Origin of the sequence: Accumulibacter sp., assembly GCF_029255125.1 — a bacterium.
In the GTDB taxonomy this organism is placed as follows: domain Bacteria; phylum Pseudomonadota; class Gammaproteobacteria; order Burkholderiales; family Rhodocyclaceae; genus Accumulibacter.
Genome location: NZ_JAPUVR010000085.1, coordinates 63,759 through 79,184, shown reverse-complemented (window position 1 = coordinate 79,184; position 15,426 = coordinate 63,759). Strand labels below are relative to the sequence as shown.

15 protein-coding genes are annotated in these 15,426 nt (G+C 61.5%); 12 read left to right on the top strand and 3 right to left on the bottom strand.

All coding sequences use genetic code 11. The annotated features are described in order from the left end of the window. Positions 1-8: 8 nt before the first annotated feature. The 6 genes from Q1L59_RS05975 to dnaB all read left to right on the top strand — a co-directional run bounded on the left by Q1L59_RS05975 (position 9) and on the right by dnaB (position 4,923). Positions 9-1,709, top strand: coding sequence for a potassium channel protein (locus tag Q1L59_RS05975; protein ID WP_300329426.1), 1,701 nt, complete (start codon positions 9-11; stop codon positions 1,707-1,709). A 163-nt stretch (positions 1,710-1,872) separates the two neighbouring features. Beyond that, complete coding sequence (gene rpsF / locus Q1L59_RS05970; protein ID WP_300329424.1) at positions 1,873-2,259, top strand: 30S ribosomal protein S6; 387 nt, start codon at positions 1,873-1,875, stop codon at positions 2,257-2,259. A gap of 11 nt (positions 2,260-2,270) precedes the next feature. After that, entirely contained in the window at positions 2,271-2,603 is a 333-nt protein-coding gene (gene priB, locus Q1L59_RS05965; RefSeq protein WP_300329422.1) for a primosomal replication protein N, read from the top strand. Beyond that, on the top strand, positions 2,575-2,850 hold the full coding sequence (rpsR, locus tag Q1L59_RS05960; RefSeq protein WP_300329420.1) for a 30S ribosomal protein S18: 276 nt from the start codon (positions 2,575-2,577) through the stop codon (positions 2,848-2,850). Before priB ends, rpsR begins: the two co-directional genes overlap by 29 nt. Before the next feature lie 15 nt (positions 2,851-2,865). After that, the gene (rplI, locus tag Q1L59_RS05955; protein ID WP_300329419.1) at positions 2,866-3,324 is read left to right on the top strand and encodes a 50S ribosomal protein L9; all 459 of its coding nucleotides are present in this window, start codon (positions 2,866-2,868) and stop codon (positions 3,322-3,324) included. A 249-nt stretch (positions 3,325-3,573) separates the two neighbouring features. Continuing rightward, the gene (gene dnaB / locus Q1L59_RS05950) at positions 3,574-4,923 is read left to right on the top strand and encodes a replicative DNA helicase (protein WP_300329417.1); all 1,350 of its coding nucleotides are present in this window, start codon (positions 3,574-3,576) and stop codon (positions 4,921-4,923) included. 24 nt (positions 4,924-4,947) lie between these two features. Here dnaB and Q1L59_RS05945 read toward each other — a convergent pair whose 3' ends face one another. The 3 genes from Q1L59_RS05945 to Q1L59_RS05935 form a co-directional block, all read right to left on the bottom strand. Next, positions 4,948-6,264, bottom strand: a complete 1,317-nt coding sequence (locus tag Q1L59_RS05945) for a transglutaminase-like domain-containing protein (protein ID WP_300329415.1) — start codon at positions 6,262-6,264, stop codon at positions 4,948-4,950. A 112-nt stretch (positions 6,265-6,376) separates the two neighbouring features. Next, positions 6,377-7,819: a PhoH family protein gene (locus Q1L59_RS05940; RefSeq protein ID WP_300329413.1), complete on the bottom strand. Its 1,443-nt coding sequence runs from the start codon at positions 7,817-7,819 to the stop codon at positions 6,377-6,379. A gap of 34 nt (positions 7,820-7,853) precedes the next feature. Beyond that, positions 7,854-8,309 carry a peroxiredoxin gene (locus Q1L59_RS05935; protein WP_300329411.1) on the bottom strand — a complete coding sequence of 152 codons (456 nt, stop codon included), beginning with the start codon at positions 8,307-8,309 and terminating at the stop codon, positions 7,854-7,856. A gap of 138 nt (positions 8,310-8,447) precedes the next feature. Here Q1L59_RS05935 and lexA point away from each other — a divergent pair, with 138 nt between their 5' ends. The 6 genes from lexA to Q1L59_RS05905 all read left to right on the top strand — a co-directional run bounded on the left by lexA (position 8,448) and on the right by Q1L59_RS05905 (position 15,381). Then, on the top strand, positions 8,448-9,062 hold the full coding sequence (gene lexA / locus Q1L59_RS05930; protein ID WP_300329887.1) for a transcriptional repressor LexA: 615 nt from the start codon (positions 8,448-8,450) through the stop codon (positions 9,060-9,062). A 38-nt stretch (positions 9,063-9,100) separates the two neighbouring features. After that, positions 9,101-9,826 (top strand): translesion DNA synthesis-associated protein ImuA, encoded by a 726-nt coding sequence (gene imuA, locus Q1L59_RS05925; RefSeq protein WP_300329409.1) that lies wholly within the window; start codon positions 9,101-9,103, stop codon positions 9,824-9,826. Next, complete coding sequence (locus tag Q1L59_RS05920; RefSeq protein ID WP_300329408.1) at positions 9,741-11,225, top strand: DNA polymerase Y family protein; 1,485 nt, start codon at positions 9,741-9,743, stop codon at positions 11,223-11,225. The genes imuA and Q1L59_RS05920 overlap by 86 nt, the downstream gene beginning before the upstream one ends. An 89-nt stretch (positions 11,226-11,314) precedes the next feature. Further along, complete coding sequence (locus Q1L59_RS05915; RefSeq protein WP_300329406.1) at positions 11,315-11,755, top strand: hemerythrin family protein; 441 nt, start codon at positions 11,315-11,317, stop codon at positions 11,753-11,755. A gap of 284 nt (positions 11,756-12,039) precedes the next feature. Beyond that, a complete protein-coding gene (gene pgi / locus Q1L59_RS05910) occupies positions 12,040-13,677 on the top strand; it encodes a glucose-6-phosphate isomerase (RefSeq protein ID WP_300329404.1) in 1,638 nt (545 codons plus the stop codon). A 60-nt stretch (positions 13,678-13,737) separates the two neighbouring features. Further along, positions 13,738-15,381 carry an alpha-D-glucose phosphate-specific phosphoglucomutase gene (locus tag Q1L59_RS05905; RefSeq protein ID WP_300329402.1) on the top strand — a complete coding sequence of 548 codons (1,644 nt, stop codon included), beginning with the start codon at positions 13,738-13,740 and terminating at the stop codon, positions 15,379-15,381. Positions 15,382-15,426: the final 45 nt, after the last annotated feature.

Here is a 15,426-nt window from a genome sequence, read left to right as displayed (position 1 = left end):
GCGTTGCCATGAACACCAGCGTCTTCTTCCTCGCGCTGCGCCGCATGCGCGCGCCACTGATCGTCCTCGTCGTCATCTATGCGGTGTCGACCTGCGGCCTGACCTTGATCCCCGGAGTCGACGCGCAGGGCAAGCCGGCGCCGCCGATGAGCTTCTTTCATGCGTTTTACTTCGTCAGCTATACGGCAAGCACGATCGGCTTTGGCGAGTTGCCCAACGCATTTTCCGAAGCACAGCGCATGTGGGTCACGGTCTGCATCTTTCTTTCGGTGATCGGTTGGTCGTACTCGATCATTAGCTTGTTGGCCCTGGTGCAGGACAAGGGATTCCAACAGGTGCTGCTGAATGGTCGTTTTGCCCGCCGCGTGCGCCAGCTCGGCGAGCCTTTCTACATCATCTGCGGCTGCGGCGAAACGGGGCTGCTGATTGCGCGCGCGCTCGATCGCGACGGCGTTCGTGTGGTGGCAATCGAACAGAACGAGATGCGCATTCAGGAACTCGAGCTGGAAGAATTCGCTGCCGACTTGCTGGTCCTCTGCGCCGACGCGGCGCAGCCGCAACAGCTCCTGCTGGCAGGGCTGCAGCATCGTAGTTGTCGCGGCGTGCTGGCGGTTACCGACGACGATTCAGCCAACCTCGCCGTGGCGATTGCCAGTCGCCTGATCAATCCGCGTCTGACGATCATCGCGCGCGTGGCCAGTCCGGCGGTCGAAGCCAACATGATGTCGTTCGGAACGCATTACGTGGTCAATCACTTCGAGAAGTTCGCCGACTATCTGGCGCAGGCCATTCACTCGCCGAACTGGTATCGCCTGGTCGACCTGTTGACCGGCTTGCCCGGCCAGGAGATTCCAGAACGGCATGATCCGCCGGTCGGCGAGTGGGTGATCTGCGGCTATGGCCGTTTTGGCCAGGCAGTCGTGCGTAATCTGGTACGCCAGGGGGTCAGCCTGACCGTGATCGATCCCGAGCCAGAGGTGCTCGCCGGCGTTCGTCATGTCGTCGGTCACGGTACCGAGGCTGAACCTTTGCGCCGGGCGGGAATCGACAAGGCCGTGGGGATTGTTGCCGGCAGCAACAACGACACCAAGAATCTGTCGATTGCGATGACCGCAAAGGAAATCAATCGCGATCTCTTCGTCGTTCTGCGCCAGAACAGAGTTGCCAACCAAGTGCTTTTCGACGCCTATGATGCCGATTTTACGATGGTTCCCTCGCGCATCATTGCGCGCGAGTGCCTGGCCCTGATTGTCTCACCGCTGTTGCCTCGCTTTCTGCGCCTGATTCGCGCCTGGCCAGAGGGGCGGGCCGAAGCGCTGGGCAGGGAGATCGAAGCGCTCTGCGGCAACCGTATGCCGCTCGTCTGGAGCATACGTTTGAATGCTGCCGATTCGCCAGCGGTGCACAGGTTCCTGATGATTGAACAGGGAGAGATGCAACTTGATCTCTTGTGCCGTGACCCGGCGAAGCGCGATGATCCGCTGCCGCTGTTACCGCTACTGCTGCTGCGCGAGGGCGCCGATCACGAGCTCCCGGGTCGAGAATGCATGTTGCAGCCAGGCGACCAGTTACTCTTCGCTGGAACGCGCGAGGCGCGTACGGCGCAGAATCTGACCCTGGACAATCGGAACGTACTCGACTACGTGCTCACCGGAAAGGATGCGGAAGGCTGGGTTTGGCGCTGGCTGTGCCGAGCGGCCGCATCCTAGTCTGTTTGCCAGCGCGACTTGTCCCGCTGGCCGCAGGCTGAGGGCTCTTTCGATCTTTCGATTGCACCCTTGCTCACCAGCCCGGTAGGCGGCTATACTCCCACGTTTTTTCCACTTGCTCCACCGTTCGCATGGCGGGGGGCTTCAGCCATAAGGAGTGTGCATGCGTCATTACGAAATCGTTCTGATCGTCCATCCGGACCAGAGTGAACAAGTGCCTGCGATGGTCGACCGCTACAAGACACTGATTGCGGCGCGCGGTGGTCAGATTCACCGCCTTGAGGACTGGGGGCGTCGCCAGCTTGCTTATCCGATTCAGAAGTTGCACAAGGCGCATTACGTGCTGATGAACCTCGAATGCGACGGTGCAACGCTAGGAGAACTCGAACATGGCTTCAAGTTCAACGACGCGATTCTCCGCCATCTGACGATTCGCACGAAGCGTGCAGTCAGCGCGCCGTCGCCAATGATGAAGGACGAGAAGTCAAAGTCGCTGCTTGAGGTGCGTCCAGCGTCCGAGGCAGACAGCGCCGCGCCGCCAACTGCCTGATCATCTAGGCTTTGCTGAACCGCATCGAAGTGGCTGGCGTGCTTGTCGAGCGACAGGCGCCACGCTTTACGCCGGCGGGCGTGCCGGTTGTCGAGGGTGTGCTCAGGCACCAGTCCGAGCAGCTCGAGGCAGGTAGCCCGCGCCGTGTCGATTGTGAGGTTCGGCTGATCGCGTTGGCGGCTGCCGCGCAGTTGCTGCAGGCGGCAAAGCCGGGGGTCGAACTCGTGCTGGGCGGTTTCCTGGCTGCCCGCAGTCGGCACGGCCGGCAGTTGCAGATGCATGTAACCAAGATTGAATTTGTTGAAGGAAAGCAAGATGGCAAGGTTCTTCAAGAAGAAGGATGAAAAGAACGTCAAGAAGCGGGGCAGTGGCCTGTTCAAGCGGCGGCGCTTCTGCCGCTTTACCGCCGAGAAGATGGAGGAGATCGACTACAAGGATGTCGATCTGTTCAAGGAGTACATTGCTGAAAACGCCAAGATCATGCCGGCACGTCTGACCGGCACGAAGGCAGGCTATCAGCGGATGCTGTCGATCGCGATCAAACGGGCGCGTTTTCTGGCGCTCCTGCCGTACACCGACAATCATCAGTAAGCGAGGAGTGGATCGATGCAAATCATTCTGATGGAAAAGGTCGCGCATCTCGGCAACCTCGGTGATCTGGTCAAGGTCAGGGATGGCTACGCGCGCAATTTTCTGATTCCGACTGGCCGGGCAAAGCGGGCGACGCCGGCCGCGCTGCAGGAGTTCGAAACCAAGCGTGCCGAACTCGAGAACGCCGCCGCTGCCAAGCTGGCGGCGGCCCAGGAGCAGGCTGCGCAAATGGCTGACGTGGTGGTGCGGATCGCTCGCAAGGCGGGCGTCGATGGCCGGCTTTTTGGTTCGGTGAGCAACTTCGATATCGCCGATGGTCTGCGCGGGCTGGGTTTCGAGATCGAGAAGTCGGCCGTGCGTATGCCCAAGGGGCCGTTGAAGAACGTCGGTGAGAATCGGATCGAGGTTGCCCTGCATGGCGATGTTCTGGCGACGATCACGGTTGCGGTCGTTGCCGAGCAACCCAAGCTGTAAGCCCGACATCATCATGCTGGAGCGCCCACTCGGCGCACTGCAGACGAAGCCTTGTCCGTTGTCCGGGCAAGGCTTTTTTTCTGCTCAGGGCGGACGCGCAAGGCGAGCGCCGACGTCCGCATCCCGTCGTTCGCTGCATTACTCTTGCCAACTGACTTGAGCGCTTCTTCGGATTCATCCCATTCCGGCAAGCCACCGCTATCGTCGGCGCGTGGTCGGCGTGAACGGAATGCGCCGCCCGATTCTGCCTTGGCCCAGTTGCGCGTACCGCCACATTCAATCGAAGCCGAACAGTCGGTCCTCGGCGGGTTGCTGCTGGAGAACGCTGCTTTCGACAAGATCGCGGACCTGATTGCCGAAAGCGATTTCTACCGCGACGAGCACCGACGGATTTACCGACAGATCCGCAAGCTCCTCGAACGGGCCAAGCCAGCCGATGTCGTGACGGTTGCCGAAAGCCTCGATCTGGCGGGCGAGGGCAGCGATACCGGTGGTCTTGCCTACCTTGGCGAACTGGCAGCCAACACGCCGTCGGCGGCAAACATCCGGCGCTACGCCGAGATTGTGCGCGAGCGGGCGATCCTGCGCCAGTTGGTGACGGCTGGCGATGAGATTGCCGGCAGTGCGCTGAATCCGCTTGGGCGCGATCCAAAGACCTTGCTTGACGAAGCCGAGGCCAAGGTTTTTGCCATTGCCGAAGGCGGTTTGCGCCATCAGAGCGGCTTCGTTCACATCAATCCCTTGCTCACTCAGGTTGTCGAACGCATTCAGGAACTGCATGACCGCGACAATCCTTCCGACATCACCGGTTTGCCGAGCGGTTACCACGATCTTGACGCGAAGACGGCAGGTCTGCAGGCGGGTGACCTGTTGATCGTTGCCGGCCGTCCATCGATGGGCAAGACTTCCTTTGCGCTCAATATCGCCGAACATGTGGCGCTCGAGGTTGGCCTGCCGGTGGCTGTTTTCTCGATGGAAATGGGTGGCACGCAACTCGCGATGCGCATGCTCTCGTCGGTTGGACGGCTCGACGCACACCGCGTGCGCACCGGTCGCCTGAACGATGACGAGTGGTCGCGTCTGTCGTTTGCGCTGGGCAAGATGCACGAAGCGCCGCTGTATATCGATGAGACGCCGGCGCTCAACCCGATCGACCTGCGCGCCCGGACGCGCCGCCTGCACCGTCAGTGCGGCAAGCTCGGGCTGGTCGTCATCGATTATCTGCAGTTGATGTCGGCCACCTCGCAGGGCGAGAACCGGGCCACGGAAATCTCCGAAATTTCACGTTCGCTCAAGGGTTTGGCGAAGGAACTCAATGTTCCGGTGATGGCCCTGTCGCAGCTTAACCGATCGCTCGAACAGCGGCCGAACAAGCGTCCGGTAATGTCTGATCTGCGCGAATCCGGTGCCATCGAGCAGGATGCCGACGTGATCATGTTCATCTACCGGGACGAGGTCTACAACCCGGATACGCCCGACAAGGGGCTTGCCGAGATCATTATTGGCAAGCAGCGCAACGGGCCGATCGGCACCGTGCGGCTGACTTTCCTGGGCGAATACACGCGTTTCGAGAACTTCGCCAGCCGCGCCGCGTACTGACCTGGGTCGAGTGCGGCGGCGTTTTCAGCCGTCGATGCGCGTGGCGTTCACCACGTAGCTCAGGCGGCTGCTGTCGGAGATGTCGAAACGATGGCCGGCAGCTTCAGCCTGCGGTGCGACAAGGAAGGGCAACGCGCGCCCGCTGGTTCCCTGCAATCGCACATCCAGCGCCGCATTGAAACTGATCCAGTTCATTTCCCAGAAGCCAAATAGCAGCTTGCGCAGGACGACGAGCTTCGGGTCGGCGTGCAGCAGACGTTCGTCGTGTATCGCCTTGCGCACATCGGCGGGATCGACCGGAATCCAGCCGTAGCCCGGCGTGTAGAACTCGGCCCGGCAATGTTGTCGGAAGCACAGGTTGCCGCTGGCGCCGAGACCGGCGAACAGGCGCGAGTTATCGATGCGCAGGCCGAAGACCGGTCGCGCCGGAATTCCGATCGATCGGCACAGACCGACGAAGAGGAGCGCGATGTCGGCGCTCTTGCCGCTGAACTGGCCACTGTCGAGCATTGCCTCGACATCGCCGCGGCCGATCCCGCTCGCCGACGGATCGTACACGGTATTGTCGAGAACCCAGTCGTAGATTGCCTTGCCTTGGGCCACGGGATCCTTGATCCGGCCGATGGCGCGCTCGGCCGTCAGGCGAACGAGCCCGTCGGTTGGCACGCGCTGGGTCGATTGCAGACAATGGCGGAGCACCTCGCCGCGCTCAGCGAGGCTGCCACGACGAGTGATGTCGAAATGGCGATCCTGTTTGGCGATCTGGCTGACGATCTGCAGTTGTGGGGCGCCACTGCCCTCTTTCCAGTCGGCGTAGAAGACTTCCATTTCGCTGAGCGGGTCGCGGTAGACGGCGGCACGCTCGAAATTTCCGTGCCAGCTATGGCCAAGCGAACGCTGCCATGGGTTGTCCTTGTACTGTGGCAAAGGTAGCCAGACGCGCAGCTTGCCCTTGACGTTATTCACCGCGATGGTCGAACTCACCTCGTAGGTGCGCCATTGCGGCAGCGGTTCGTCAGGCAGACTGATCGCGTTGCGCTCGATCGGCGGCGGGGTGCTTACCGCGGCTGGCGGCGGACTTGTGCGCTCGACGAGCGGGCGGTAGCTTCGCCGGCTCTCTCTTCTCGCCGCTCCCTTGGCGCTGGCTTTGGTAGAACTCCGGCCGGCCTTGGCGCTTGCTCGGCCGGCCGATCGGCCGGCGTTGCCGCTTGGCTTGGCCGTGCTCGTCGGCTTTCCTGAGGTGGTTGCGCCGGCGCCTTTCTTCTTGTTGGCGGCGAGCAGCGAAGACGGCGCGAACAGGGAAAGAAGCGCCGAAGCGGCAAGAAAAGCTCGTCGTTTCAATCGACTCTCTCCGGTAAGCGTCGGATCCGCGGCGAACGGAACGGGGGCACGGATCTGGGGCCAAAAAAAACGACCAGGCCGTGTGACAAGACACGGCCCGCTATTGGTGCGATTATAGCACCTCGGCTGCGTGGTCGGCGAGGCGGGAGCGCTCGCCGCGTTGCAGGGTGATATGGCCGGCGTGCTTCCACCCCTTGAAGCGGTCGACAACGTAAGTGAGACCCGAACTTCCTTCAGTCAGGTAGGGCGTATCGATCTGGGCGATGTTGCCCAGACAGATGACCTTGGTGCCTGGCCCGGCGCGCGTGATCAGCGTCTTCATCTGCTTGGGCGTCAGGTTTTGCGCTTCGTCGATGATCAGGAATCGGTTGAGAAAAGTGCGCCCGCGCATGAAGTTGAGCGACTTGATCTTGATCCGATGGCGCAGCAGGTCGTGCGTCGCCGCGCGCCCCCAGTCGCCGGCGTCCTGGTCGTTCTTGTTGAGTACTTCGAGGTTATCCTCGAGCGCGCCCATCCATGGGCCCATCTTTTCCTCTTCGGTTCCGGGCAAGAAACCGATGTCTTCGCCTACCGGTACGGTCACCCGAGTCATGATGATTTCGCTGTAGCGCCTGGTTTCAAGCACCTGCGTCAGGCCAGCGGCGAGCGTAAGGAGCGTCTTGCCGGTGCCCGCCTGACCCAGTAGGGTGACGAAGTCGATGTCGGGGTCCATCAACAGGTTGAGGGCGAAGTTCTGTTCGCGGTTGCGTGCAGTGATTCCCCAGACGCTGTTTTTGGTATGCGTATGGTCGATCAGTGTTTCGATCTCGGCGGTCGCCTCGGATGCTGCACGAACGATCGCCTGCAACGGCTTCTCCCCTTCCTGGTAAAGGAACATGTTGACCAGCAGTTGGGCACACAAGGATCCGGTAAAGCGGTAAGACGTTCGGCCATCCTTTTTCCACGACTCGACTTCCTGGGCGGAGCGTTGCCAGAAATCCGCTGCCAGTTCGTGCATGCCGGTGTACAGGAGGTCGGTGTCGGCGAGGACCTTGTCGTTGAAGTAGTCCTGCGCCTGCAGCCCGAGCGCGCGCGCCTTGATGCGCATGTTGATGTCCTTCGAGACGAGGATCACCGGGCGCCGGGGATGTCGGTGCTGCAGATGGATGACGACAGCGAGAATCTGATTGTCTGCCTTGGCGGTCGGCAAACAGGCCGGGAGGCCGTCGCCGATCGCTTCGGTCTGCAGGAAGAGGTGGCCGCTGGCCAGCTTGCGCGAAGGTTCGGCAAGACTGATGCCCTGATCGATGGCGTGGCTCACGCTGGTGACGATTTCCTCCAGCGTGCGTGTCACCTGGCGCGCATTGCGCGCGATTTCGGACAGGCCCTTCTTGTGATTGTCGAGTTCCTCCAGCGTCATGATCGGCAGGAATACGTCGTGCTCGGCGAAGCGGTAGACGCTGGTCGGATCGTGCATCAGGACATTGGTATCGAGCACGAAAAGCTTGACCAGCGGCTTGACTGGCGCGTCGGTCGTCTGGTCTGCAGTGCCGATGACGGGTGGTGGGCGGGGCATGCGGGGCTTTCCAGGCAGGGGTAACGACGGGGAGTCAGAGCCCGAGGACGAAAGACAGTACTTCCTGGGCGTGTCCGGCGACTTTCACGCCGCGCCACTCGCGGCGCAATACGCCGTTGCGGTCAATGACGAAAGTGCTGCGCTCGATCCCACGAACCTGCTTGCCATACATCGATTTCATCCTGATCACCGAAAACTGCTGGCACAGCGACTCTTCGGTATCGGCGAGCAGGGCGAAGGGTAACTCCTGCTTGGCGCGGAAGTTTTCGTGCGACTTCAGGCTGTCGCGCGAGGCGCCGACGATGATCGCTCCGGCGTCGAGGAACTGGGCGTGAAGATCGCGAAACTGCTGCGCTTCGGTTGTACACCCGGGGGTGCTGTCTTTCGGGTAGAAGTAGAGAACAACGATGCTGCCGCGACAGGCAGACAGCGTAAAGGTCTGGCCACCGGTGGCAGGCAGGCTGAAATCAGCGACGATCTGGTCGAGCATGGCGTACTTTCGATAATGAGAGGATGGAATTGTGGTGAGAAACTCGCGCGCAGGTCAAGCCGGTCGATCGACTGGCGGCATGGCTTGATTTTTTTTGATGACTGTACGAAAATACACAAACCAATTACAGGAGTCACGATCATGGCCAGAAGCAGTTCGCTTACCGTAAGACAACAGGAGGTGCTCGACTTCATTCGCAACACCATGGAAGTTCTCGGTGCGCCGCCGACGCGCGCCGAAATCGCCAACGCTTTCGGTTTTGCCTCGCACAATGGGGCAGAGGAGCACCTGCGGGCGCTCGCCAGAAAGGGCGTCATTCTGCTCGAACCGGGTTCTGCGCGCGGCATCCGTCTGGTCGAACAACTCGGCTTGCCACTGATCGGCAGTGTTGCCGCCGGTAGCCCGCTGCTTGCTGTCGAGAACATTCAGCGTCGTTATACGGTCGAGGCCAGCCTGTTCAACCCGCGGGCCGACTTCCTGTTGCGCGTGCGCGGCCTGTCGATGATCAATGCCGGCATTCTCGACGGTGACCTGCTCGCCGTGCACCGCACCAGTGAGGCGCGCAACGGCCAGATTGTCGTTGCCAGGCTCGACGACGAGGTGACGGTGAAGCGTTTTCGCCAGCAAGGAAACGTGCTCGAACTGCTGCCCGAGAACCCCGATTTTGCGCCTATCGTGGTCGATACGAAGGCCAATGCATTAAGCATCGAGGGCATTGTTGTCGGTCTGATCCGGCGCGGCGAGGTAGTCTGAGCGTTTGCCGTGAGCGTTGAACGGGTTTTGTCTACCGTATGTCTGCCTTGCCAAAGCTTGCGCAAATCCTCGATCGTCCCGACGTCTGGCGCGCCAGCAGTCTGGCCAGAGCACCTCTGCCTGGTGTCCCGACGGGTTTTGCCGAGCTCGATGGTGAATTGCCCGGGGGAGGCTGGCCGCGTGCTTGCCTGACCGAACTGCTGCCTGATCGATACGGCGTCGGAGAAATGAGTCTCTTATTGCCGGCCCTGGCGCAACTGTCGAGTAGCGAACTGGCTTGGCTCGTCTGCATCGCTCCACCGCATTCGCTGTATGCGCCGGCGCTCAGCCAGTCCGGCATCGATTTGACGCGTCTATTGGTGGCCAGCAGCTCCGGGCAGGATGCTGCCTGGGCGTGTGAGCGCTCGCTTGCCACCGAGGGCGTCGGTGCGGTCGTCGCCTGGCTGCCCGAAGCGCAGACCGCATCATTGCGCCGCCTGCAGCTTGCTGCCGAGGCCAGTCGCACATTGCTTTTTGTTTTTCGCCCACGCTCTTGCGCTCAGCAGCCTTCGCCAGCACCGCTGCGTCTGATTCTCGAAGGAGAGGGCGAGCAACTGAGCGTTCGCCTGCTCAAGCGCCGCGGTGGCGCGCAGTCAGTCCCTTTGACCCTCGCCATTCGACGTCCGCTGTCTACTGCTCATGCTCTGGCTTGTTCTTTACCTGCCGCGCCTGGCGCGCGAAGTGTTTCCCAGCCTGTGCGCACCGAGTGCCATCGTCAGTCATGAGCGGATCGTTGCGGTTGACGAGGCTGCGGCATCGGCCGGGGTGACTTCCGGTTTACGACTTGCCGAAGCGTGGGCCTTGCTGCCCGGTCTGGTCGTACAGCAACGCGCTGTCGAGCGCGAGCAGGCAGCCTTGCACCGGCTTGCCTGCTGGGCAGGCAGTTTCACTTCGGAAGTCAGCCTCGCGCCACCACAGACCCTGCTGCTCGAAATCGCCGGATCGTTGCGTCTTTTCGGTGGAGCCGAAATGCTTTTCAGGCGCGTTGTCGCCGGTTGCCGGGAGCAGGGTTTCGTTCCTCAGGCTGCATTGGCTCCTACACCTCTGGCCGCGCAATGGCTGGCCTGGGCTGGCGACGACCGGCTCTGCCTCGAGATCGGAGAACTTGGCGCTCGTCTTGCTGGTCTGCCAGTCGAAGTTCTCGCGCTCTCGGCAGAAAAACAGGCGTGTCTGAGCCGTATCGGCGCGCGTACGCTCGGAGATCTGCTGCATTTGCCGCGTGCCGGCCTGGTCCGTCGCCTGGGTGTCGAACTGGGCAACGATCTGGCGCGAGCGTTCGGCATGCTGCCTGATCCAAAATCACGTTTCGTTTTCCCCGAGCACTTTGTCGAGCGACTCGAATTGCCGCTGCCGGTAGACAGCGCGGCAGCCCTCGCTTTTGCCGGGCGGCGGCTGATCATGGCGTTGGCGGGCTGGCTCGCCGCACGTGGTCGCGGCGTTAGCCGATGCGTTTTCGAATTCGAACATGTGGGAGATGGCCGACGCCAGCCGGCTACCCTGTTGGCGCTCGCTTTTTCCGGCGCGACACGCGATGGCGAACGAATGCTCCGTATCTTCAGCGAGCGCTTGCAAGGCTTGGTGCTGGCGGCGCCGGTCACAGTGATTGGCCTGCGCGCTGATGCGTCAGAGAAACTGCCGGGGCATTCGGCGAATCTGTTCGGTGAGCGCAGCGAGCGGACGGCAAACGAATCGGTGACGGCGCTGATCGAGCGTCTGCAGGCACGCCTTGGGGAGGAAAGCGTGCATGCCTTGTCGGCCGTAGCTGAACATCGTCCTGAAAAGGCCTCACAGCGGATTGCGGCAGGTTTGCCGGCAGGTGGAAAAGTGCACTCTCCGCTTTCGGCAAACCCGGTTAGCGCGGGCAGCTTTCCCGGGCCGCGTCCCTTATGGCTATTGAGCAAACCCAGATCTCTGCGCGAGCAGTCCGGCCTGCCGCAGTGCGGCGGCCCTTTGCGTTTACTTGCCGGTCCCGAACGTATTGAAAGCGGCTGGTGGGATGAAGCCGAGCCTGATGCGCTTGGCGATGTACGCCGCGACTACTTCATCGCCATATCCATGCGCGAAGAGTGGCTATGGATCTTTCGTAACCGGGTCGGCTGGTTTCTGCATGGCCTGTTTTCCTGAACACCAACTGATTTCACTGGAATTTTTTCCGGCCTCTTCTTATACTGTGTCAACCAGAGAGTTCGACCGCCTTCCTGTGGAGCCTGATGATGGAAACCCAGCTTGTCGGCATGTTGCCGGACGCCTTGCTGATCGATCTGCCGGAAATTGATGCCCAACACGAGGAGATCTTTTGCCGAATCGAGGCGCTGAAAGCGGCCTGTTTTGGTAGCGGCCCGGCTCCACTCGAAGATTTTCGCAGTCTGCTCGACTATCTCAAGTATCACTTCGCCAGCGAGGAGCGCATCGCGCAGCAAACCGGCATCAACTTCTCAGCGCATGCCCAGGTCCATCGGGAAAACATGCAAGTTCTGCGCAAGGCTTTCTCAGACGTGCTCGATGGCTCGCGCGATGTCCATTCCTTTCTACGCTATGCCGAATACTGGTTTGAGCGGCACATCACCGTGGAAGACAAGCCTTTTGCCGCCAGCGTTCGTGAGGTTCGACTGAACTTCGCGGCGGTCAGCCCACAAGTGGCTCCCAGCTTCTGACCTTGGTCCCGGCGCTTTTCCCGGCGCCCTCGATCGCCGTTTGCACGCACTTCGCGGAGCTTGCCCGAAGAGCCCGTGCGTTCCTCTCAAGGATATGAAATAAAACGGTAAATCTTGTTGTTTGGCCGCTTGACATGGCCTCTGACGATTCTTTTTTGCGTTCTTCCAAGCATTCTGGCAAGCTGCTAACCCGATGCGGATATATGTCACGAAGCAAGGCCTGCCATTCTCCTGCGGTCGTCAGCCGACGGCCTGATTCTTTCCCATACGAGCTCGTACCGACCATGACCATCACCGCCTCAGCCGCCTGGAAGGCTATTGATGCGCACCGGCAATTGCTTTCGCCCGTGCACCTCCGAGAGATGTTTGCCCGCGATCCAGGTCGCGTCAACAAATTCTCGCTCAACTTCGACAACACCCTCCTTTTCGACTTCTCCAAGCAGCGCGTGGATTCGACGACGCTGCAGCTTCTCACTGCTCTGGCGCGCGAGGCCCGGCTCGACGAGTGGACAGCGCGCATGTTCGGCGGCGAAAAGATCAACGCCAGCGAGGACCGCTCGGTGCTGCATGTTGCCTTGCGCCGTTCGCACGGGCCGTTCCCGAGTGCTGCCCTCGACGTGATGCCCGAGGTCCTTGCCACTCGGCGGCGGATGGCGGCTTTTGCCGAGGCCATTCGCTCTGGCCAGATGCTGGGTTTTACCGGTTTGCCGATTCGTCACGTGGTCAATATTGGTATTGGCGGATCGGACCTCGGACCGAAGATGCTGAGCAGTGCACTACGCTCGGTGTCGCATCCTGCCTTGAGCGTCCATTACGTATCGAACCTCGATAGCGCCCAGCTCGCGCCGCTGCTGCAGACGCTCGACCCACGGACGACGCTTTTCCTTCTTGCCAGCAAGACCTTCACGACGCAGGAGACGATGCTCAATGCGCAGACGGCGCGCGACTGGTTGCTCGCCAACCTGGGCGACGCCGCTGCCATCGCTCGCCATTTCGCTGCGTTGACCGCGAAGCCGGAACGCGCCGTCGACTTCGGCCTGCGCGAGGAAGCGATATTTCCTCTCTGGGACTGGGTTGGCGGACGCTTCTCGCTGTGGTCGGCGGTCGGTCTGGCGTTGATGATCGCGATTGGGCCGCAGGCTTTCGGCGACCTGCTCGCCGGTGCCGAGCGTATGGATGAGCACTTCCGGAGCGCGCCCTACGAGCAGAATCTCCCGGTCGTCATGGCGCTGCTGGGCATCTGGAACACCAACTTCCTGGGTGCGGGGAGCAACGCCGTTCTGCCCTACAACGAGTCCCTGAAATACTTCCCGTCGTTCCTGCAGCAGCTCGAGATGGAGAGCAACGGCAAGTCGGTCGGTGTCGATGGCCAGCCAGTTGCGTGTGCGACCAATCCGATCGTCTGGGGCGAACTGGGCAACAACGGCCAGCACGCGTTTTTCCAGCTCCTCCACCAGGGCGGGCGCCTCGTGCCTTGTGATTTCATTGCCGCGGTACGCTCCGATTATCCCTTGCCGGGTCATCAGGAGGCACTGCTCGCCAACTGTTTTGCGCAAAGCGCTGCCCTTGCTTTCGGCAAGACTGCCGCCGAAGCGCGCGCCGAACTGGCGCGCACGATGGCCGGTGAGGCGCTCGAGGCTCTCCTGCCGCACAAGGTCTTTGTCGGCAACCAGCCGTCGTCGACCTTGCTTCTGGCGCGACTCGATGCGGCGACGCTCGGTGCCCTGGTCGCGCTCTACGAACACAAGGTTTTCGTCCAGGGCATCATCTGGGGTCTGAACTCATTCGACCAGTGGGGGGTCGAGCTTGGCAAGGCGGTTGCCAGCAGCATTCTGCCGGCGTTTGCCCAGCCCGCTCTCGCCGACAGCCTTGACGCGTCGACGCAGGCCTTGCTGGCTTTCAGCCGGCAGCACCTGAACTGAGCTTTTCCTAGATCAATCCGGCGCGCCGACAGCGCGCGCCCTGTTTCGACGAGGCATGAAATGACGACGAATGTGATCAGTGTTCCCAGCGCGCCGTTCTCCGGCCAGAAGCCGGGGACATCCGGATTGCGCAAGAAAGTGACCGTGTTTCAGCAGGTCCATTACCTCGAAAACTTTGTCCAGGCGATTTTTGACACCCTATCTGGCCAGCAGGGGAAAACGCTGGTTCTCGGTGGCGACGGTCGCTACCATAACGATGTTGCCATCCAGACCATTTTGCGTATGGCGGCAGCGGCCGGTTTTGGCCGAGTACTCGTCGGTCGCCAGGGAATCCTTTCGACGCCGGCTGCGAGCGCGGTGATTCGTAAATGGCAGGCCTTTGGCGGGATCATTCTCTCGGCAAGTCACAACGAAGGTGGTCCGCACGGCGACTTCGGCATCAAGTACAACTTGAGCAACGGCGGGCCTGCGAACGAGAGCTTTACCGATGCGGTCTATCGACGCACGCAGGAAATCAGGGTCTATCACACGGTCGACGCCGCCGATGTCGATCTCGCACGGCTTGGCGAAGTCTCCATCGGCGATATGGTGGTGAGCGTCATCGATCCGGTTGCCGACTACGCCGAACTGCTCGAGTCGCTGTTCGATTTCGAGCGTATTGCCGGGCTGCTGGCACGGCCTGACTTCCGCATGCGTTTTGACGCGATGCACGCGGTAACCGGACCGTATGCGCACGCGATCCTCGAGCAGCGCCTTGGTGCGCCGCCCGGAACCGTGGTCAACGGCATACCGCTACCTGACTTCGCCGGTGGTCATCCGGACCCGAATCCGGTCTGGGCGGCGGACTTGGTCGCCGCTCTTGCCGATCCCTCCTCAGGCCTTTCCTTTGGCGCAGCTTCGGATGGCGATGGCGACCGCAATATGATTGTCGGGCGCAACTTCGTCGTCAGCCCGAGCGACAGCCTGGCCGTTCTGGCGGCCAACCATGCATTGATCCCCGCCTACGCCAGTGGCCTCGCCGGAGTTGCCCGTTCGATGCCGACAAGTTGCGCGGTGGACCGCGTCGCCCAGGCGCTGGGAATTGCCTGCTTTGAAACACCGACCGGCTGGAAGTACTTTGGCTCCCTCCTCGACGCGGGCAAGGCGACGCTCTGTGGCGAGGAATCTTCCGGTACAGGTTCCGACCACGTGCGCGAGAAGGACGGTCTGTGGGCGGTTCTCTATTGGCTCAATATTCTCGCTGTGCGCAACACACCGGCGGATGTCATCGTGCGCGAGCACTGGCAGCGTTTCGGACGCAATGTCTACTCACGCCACGACTACGAGGGAATCGAGACGGAGAAGGCAGACCGGCTGATCGACGCGCTGCGCGCGCGCCTGCCTGAACTGGCCGGTGCGGTCTATGCGGACCAGCGCATCTCGGCTGCCGACGATTTTTCCTATACCGATCCGGTCGACGGTTCGCGCTCGGATCGCCAGGGGATTCGCATTCTCCTTGAAGGCGGTTCGCGCGTGGTCTTCCGCTTGTCCGGGACCGGCACCGAAGGTGCCACGCTGCGCGTCTACCTCGAACGTTTTGTGGCCGACCCCAGCCAACACGAAATCCCAACGCAGGAAGCGTTGGCGCCACTCATCGCCTTGGCCGATGAGGTGGCGCAGATCAAGGTGATCACCGGAAGGACAGGACCGAATGTGATCAGCTAGGATTTGGCGACACCCGTACGGCGCCGCCAGATTCGACCACCAAAG

Excerpts from the sequence above, each read along its gene's own strand:
- Q1L59_RS05975 (WP_300329426.1), top strand. The coding sequence starts at position 9 with ATGAACACCAGCGTCTTCTTCCTCGCGCTGCGCCGCATGCGCGCGCCA.
- rpsF (WP_300329424.1), top strand. The coding sequence starts at position 1,873 with ATGCGTCATTACGAAATCGTTCTGATCGTCCATCCGGACCAGAGTGAA.
- rpsR (WP_300329420.1), top strand. The coding sequence starts at position 2,575 with ATGGCAAGGTTCTTCAAGAAGAAGGATGAAAAGAACGTCAAGAAGCGG.
- rplI (WP_300329419.1), top strand. The coding sequence starts at position 2,866 with ATGCAAATCATTCTGATGGAAAAGGTCGCGCATCTCGGCAACCTCGGT.
- Q1L59_RS05940 (WP_300329413.1), bottom strand. The coding sequence starts at position 7,819 with ATGCCCCGCCCACCACCCGTCATCGGCACTGCAGACCAGACGACCGAC.
- Q1L59_RS05935 (WP_300329411.1), bottom strand. The coding sequence starts at position 8,309 with ATGCTCGACCAGATCGTCGCTGATTTCAGCCTGCCTGCCACCGGTGGC.
- imuA (WP_300329409.1), top strand. The coding sequence starts at position 9,101 with ATGTCTGCCTTGCCAAAGCTTGCGCAAATCCTCGATCGTCCCGACGTC.
- Q1L59_RS05920 (WP_300329408.1), top strand. The coding sequence starts at position 9,741 with ATGCTCTGGCTTGTTCTTTACCTGCCGCGCCTGGCGCGCGAAGTGTTT.
- Q1L59_RS05915 (WP_300329406.1), top strand. The coding sequence starts at position 11,315 with ATGGAAACCCAGCTTGTCGGCATGTTGCCGGACGCCTTGCTGATCGAT.
- pgi (WP_300329404.1), top strand. The coding sequence starts at position 12,040 with ATGACCATCACCGCCTCAGCCGCCTGGAAGGCTATTGATGCGCACCGG.
- Q1L59_RS05905 (WP_300329402.1), top strand. The coding sequence starts at position 13,738 with ATGACGACGAATGTGATCAGTGTTCCCAGCGCGCCGTTCTCCGGCCAG.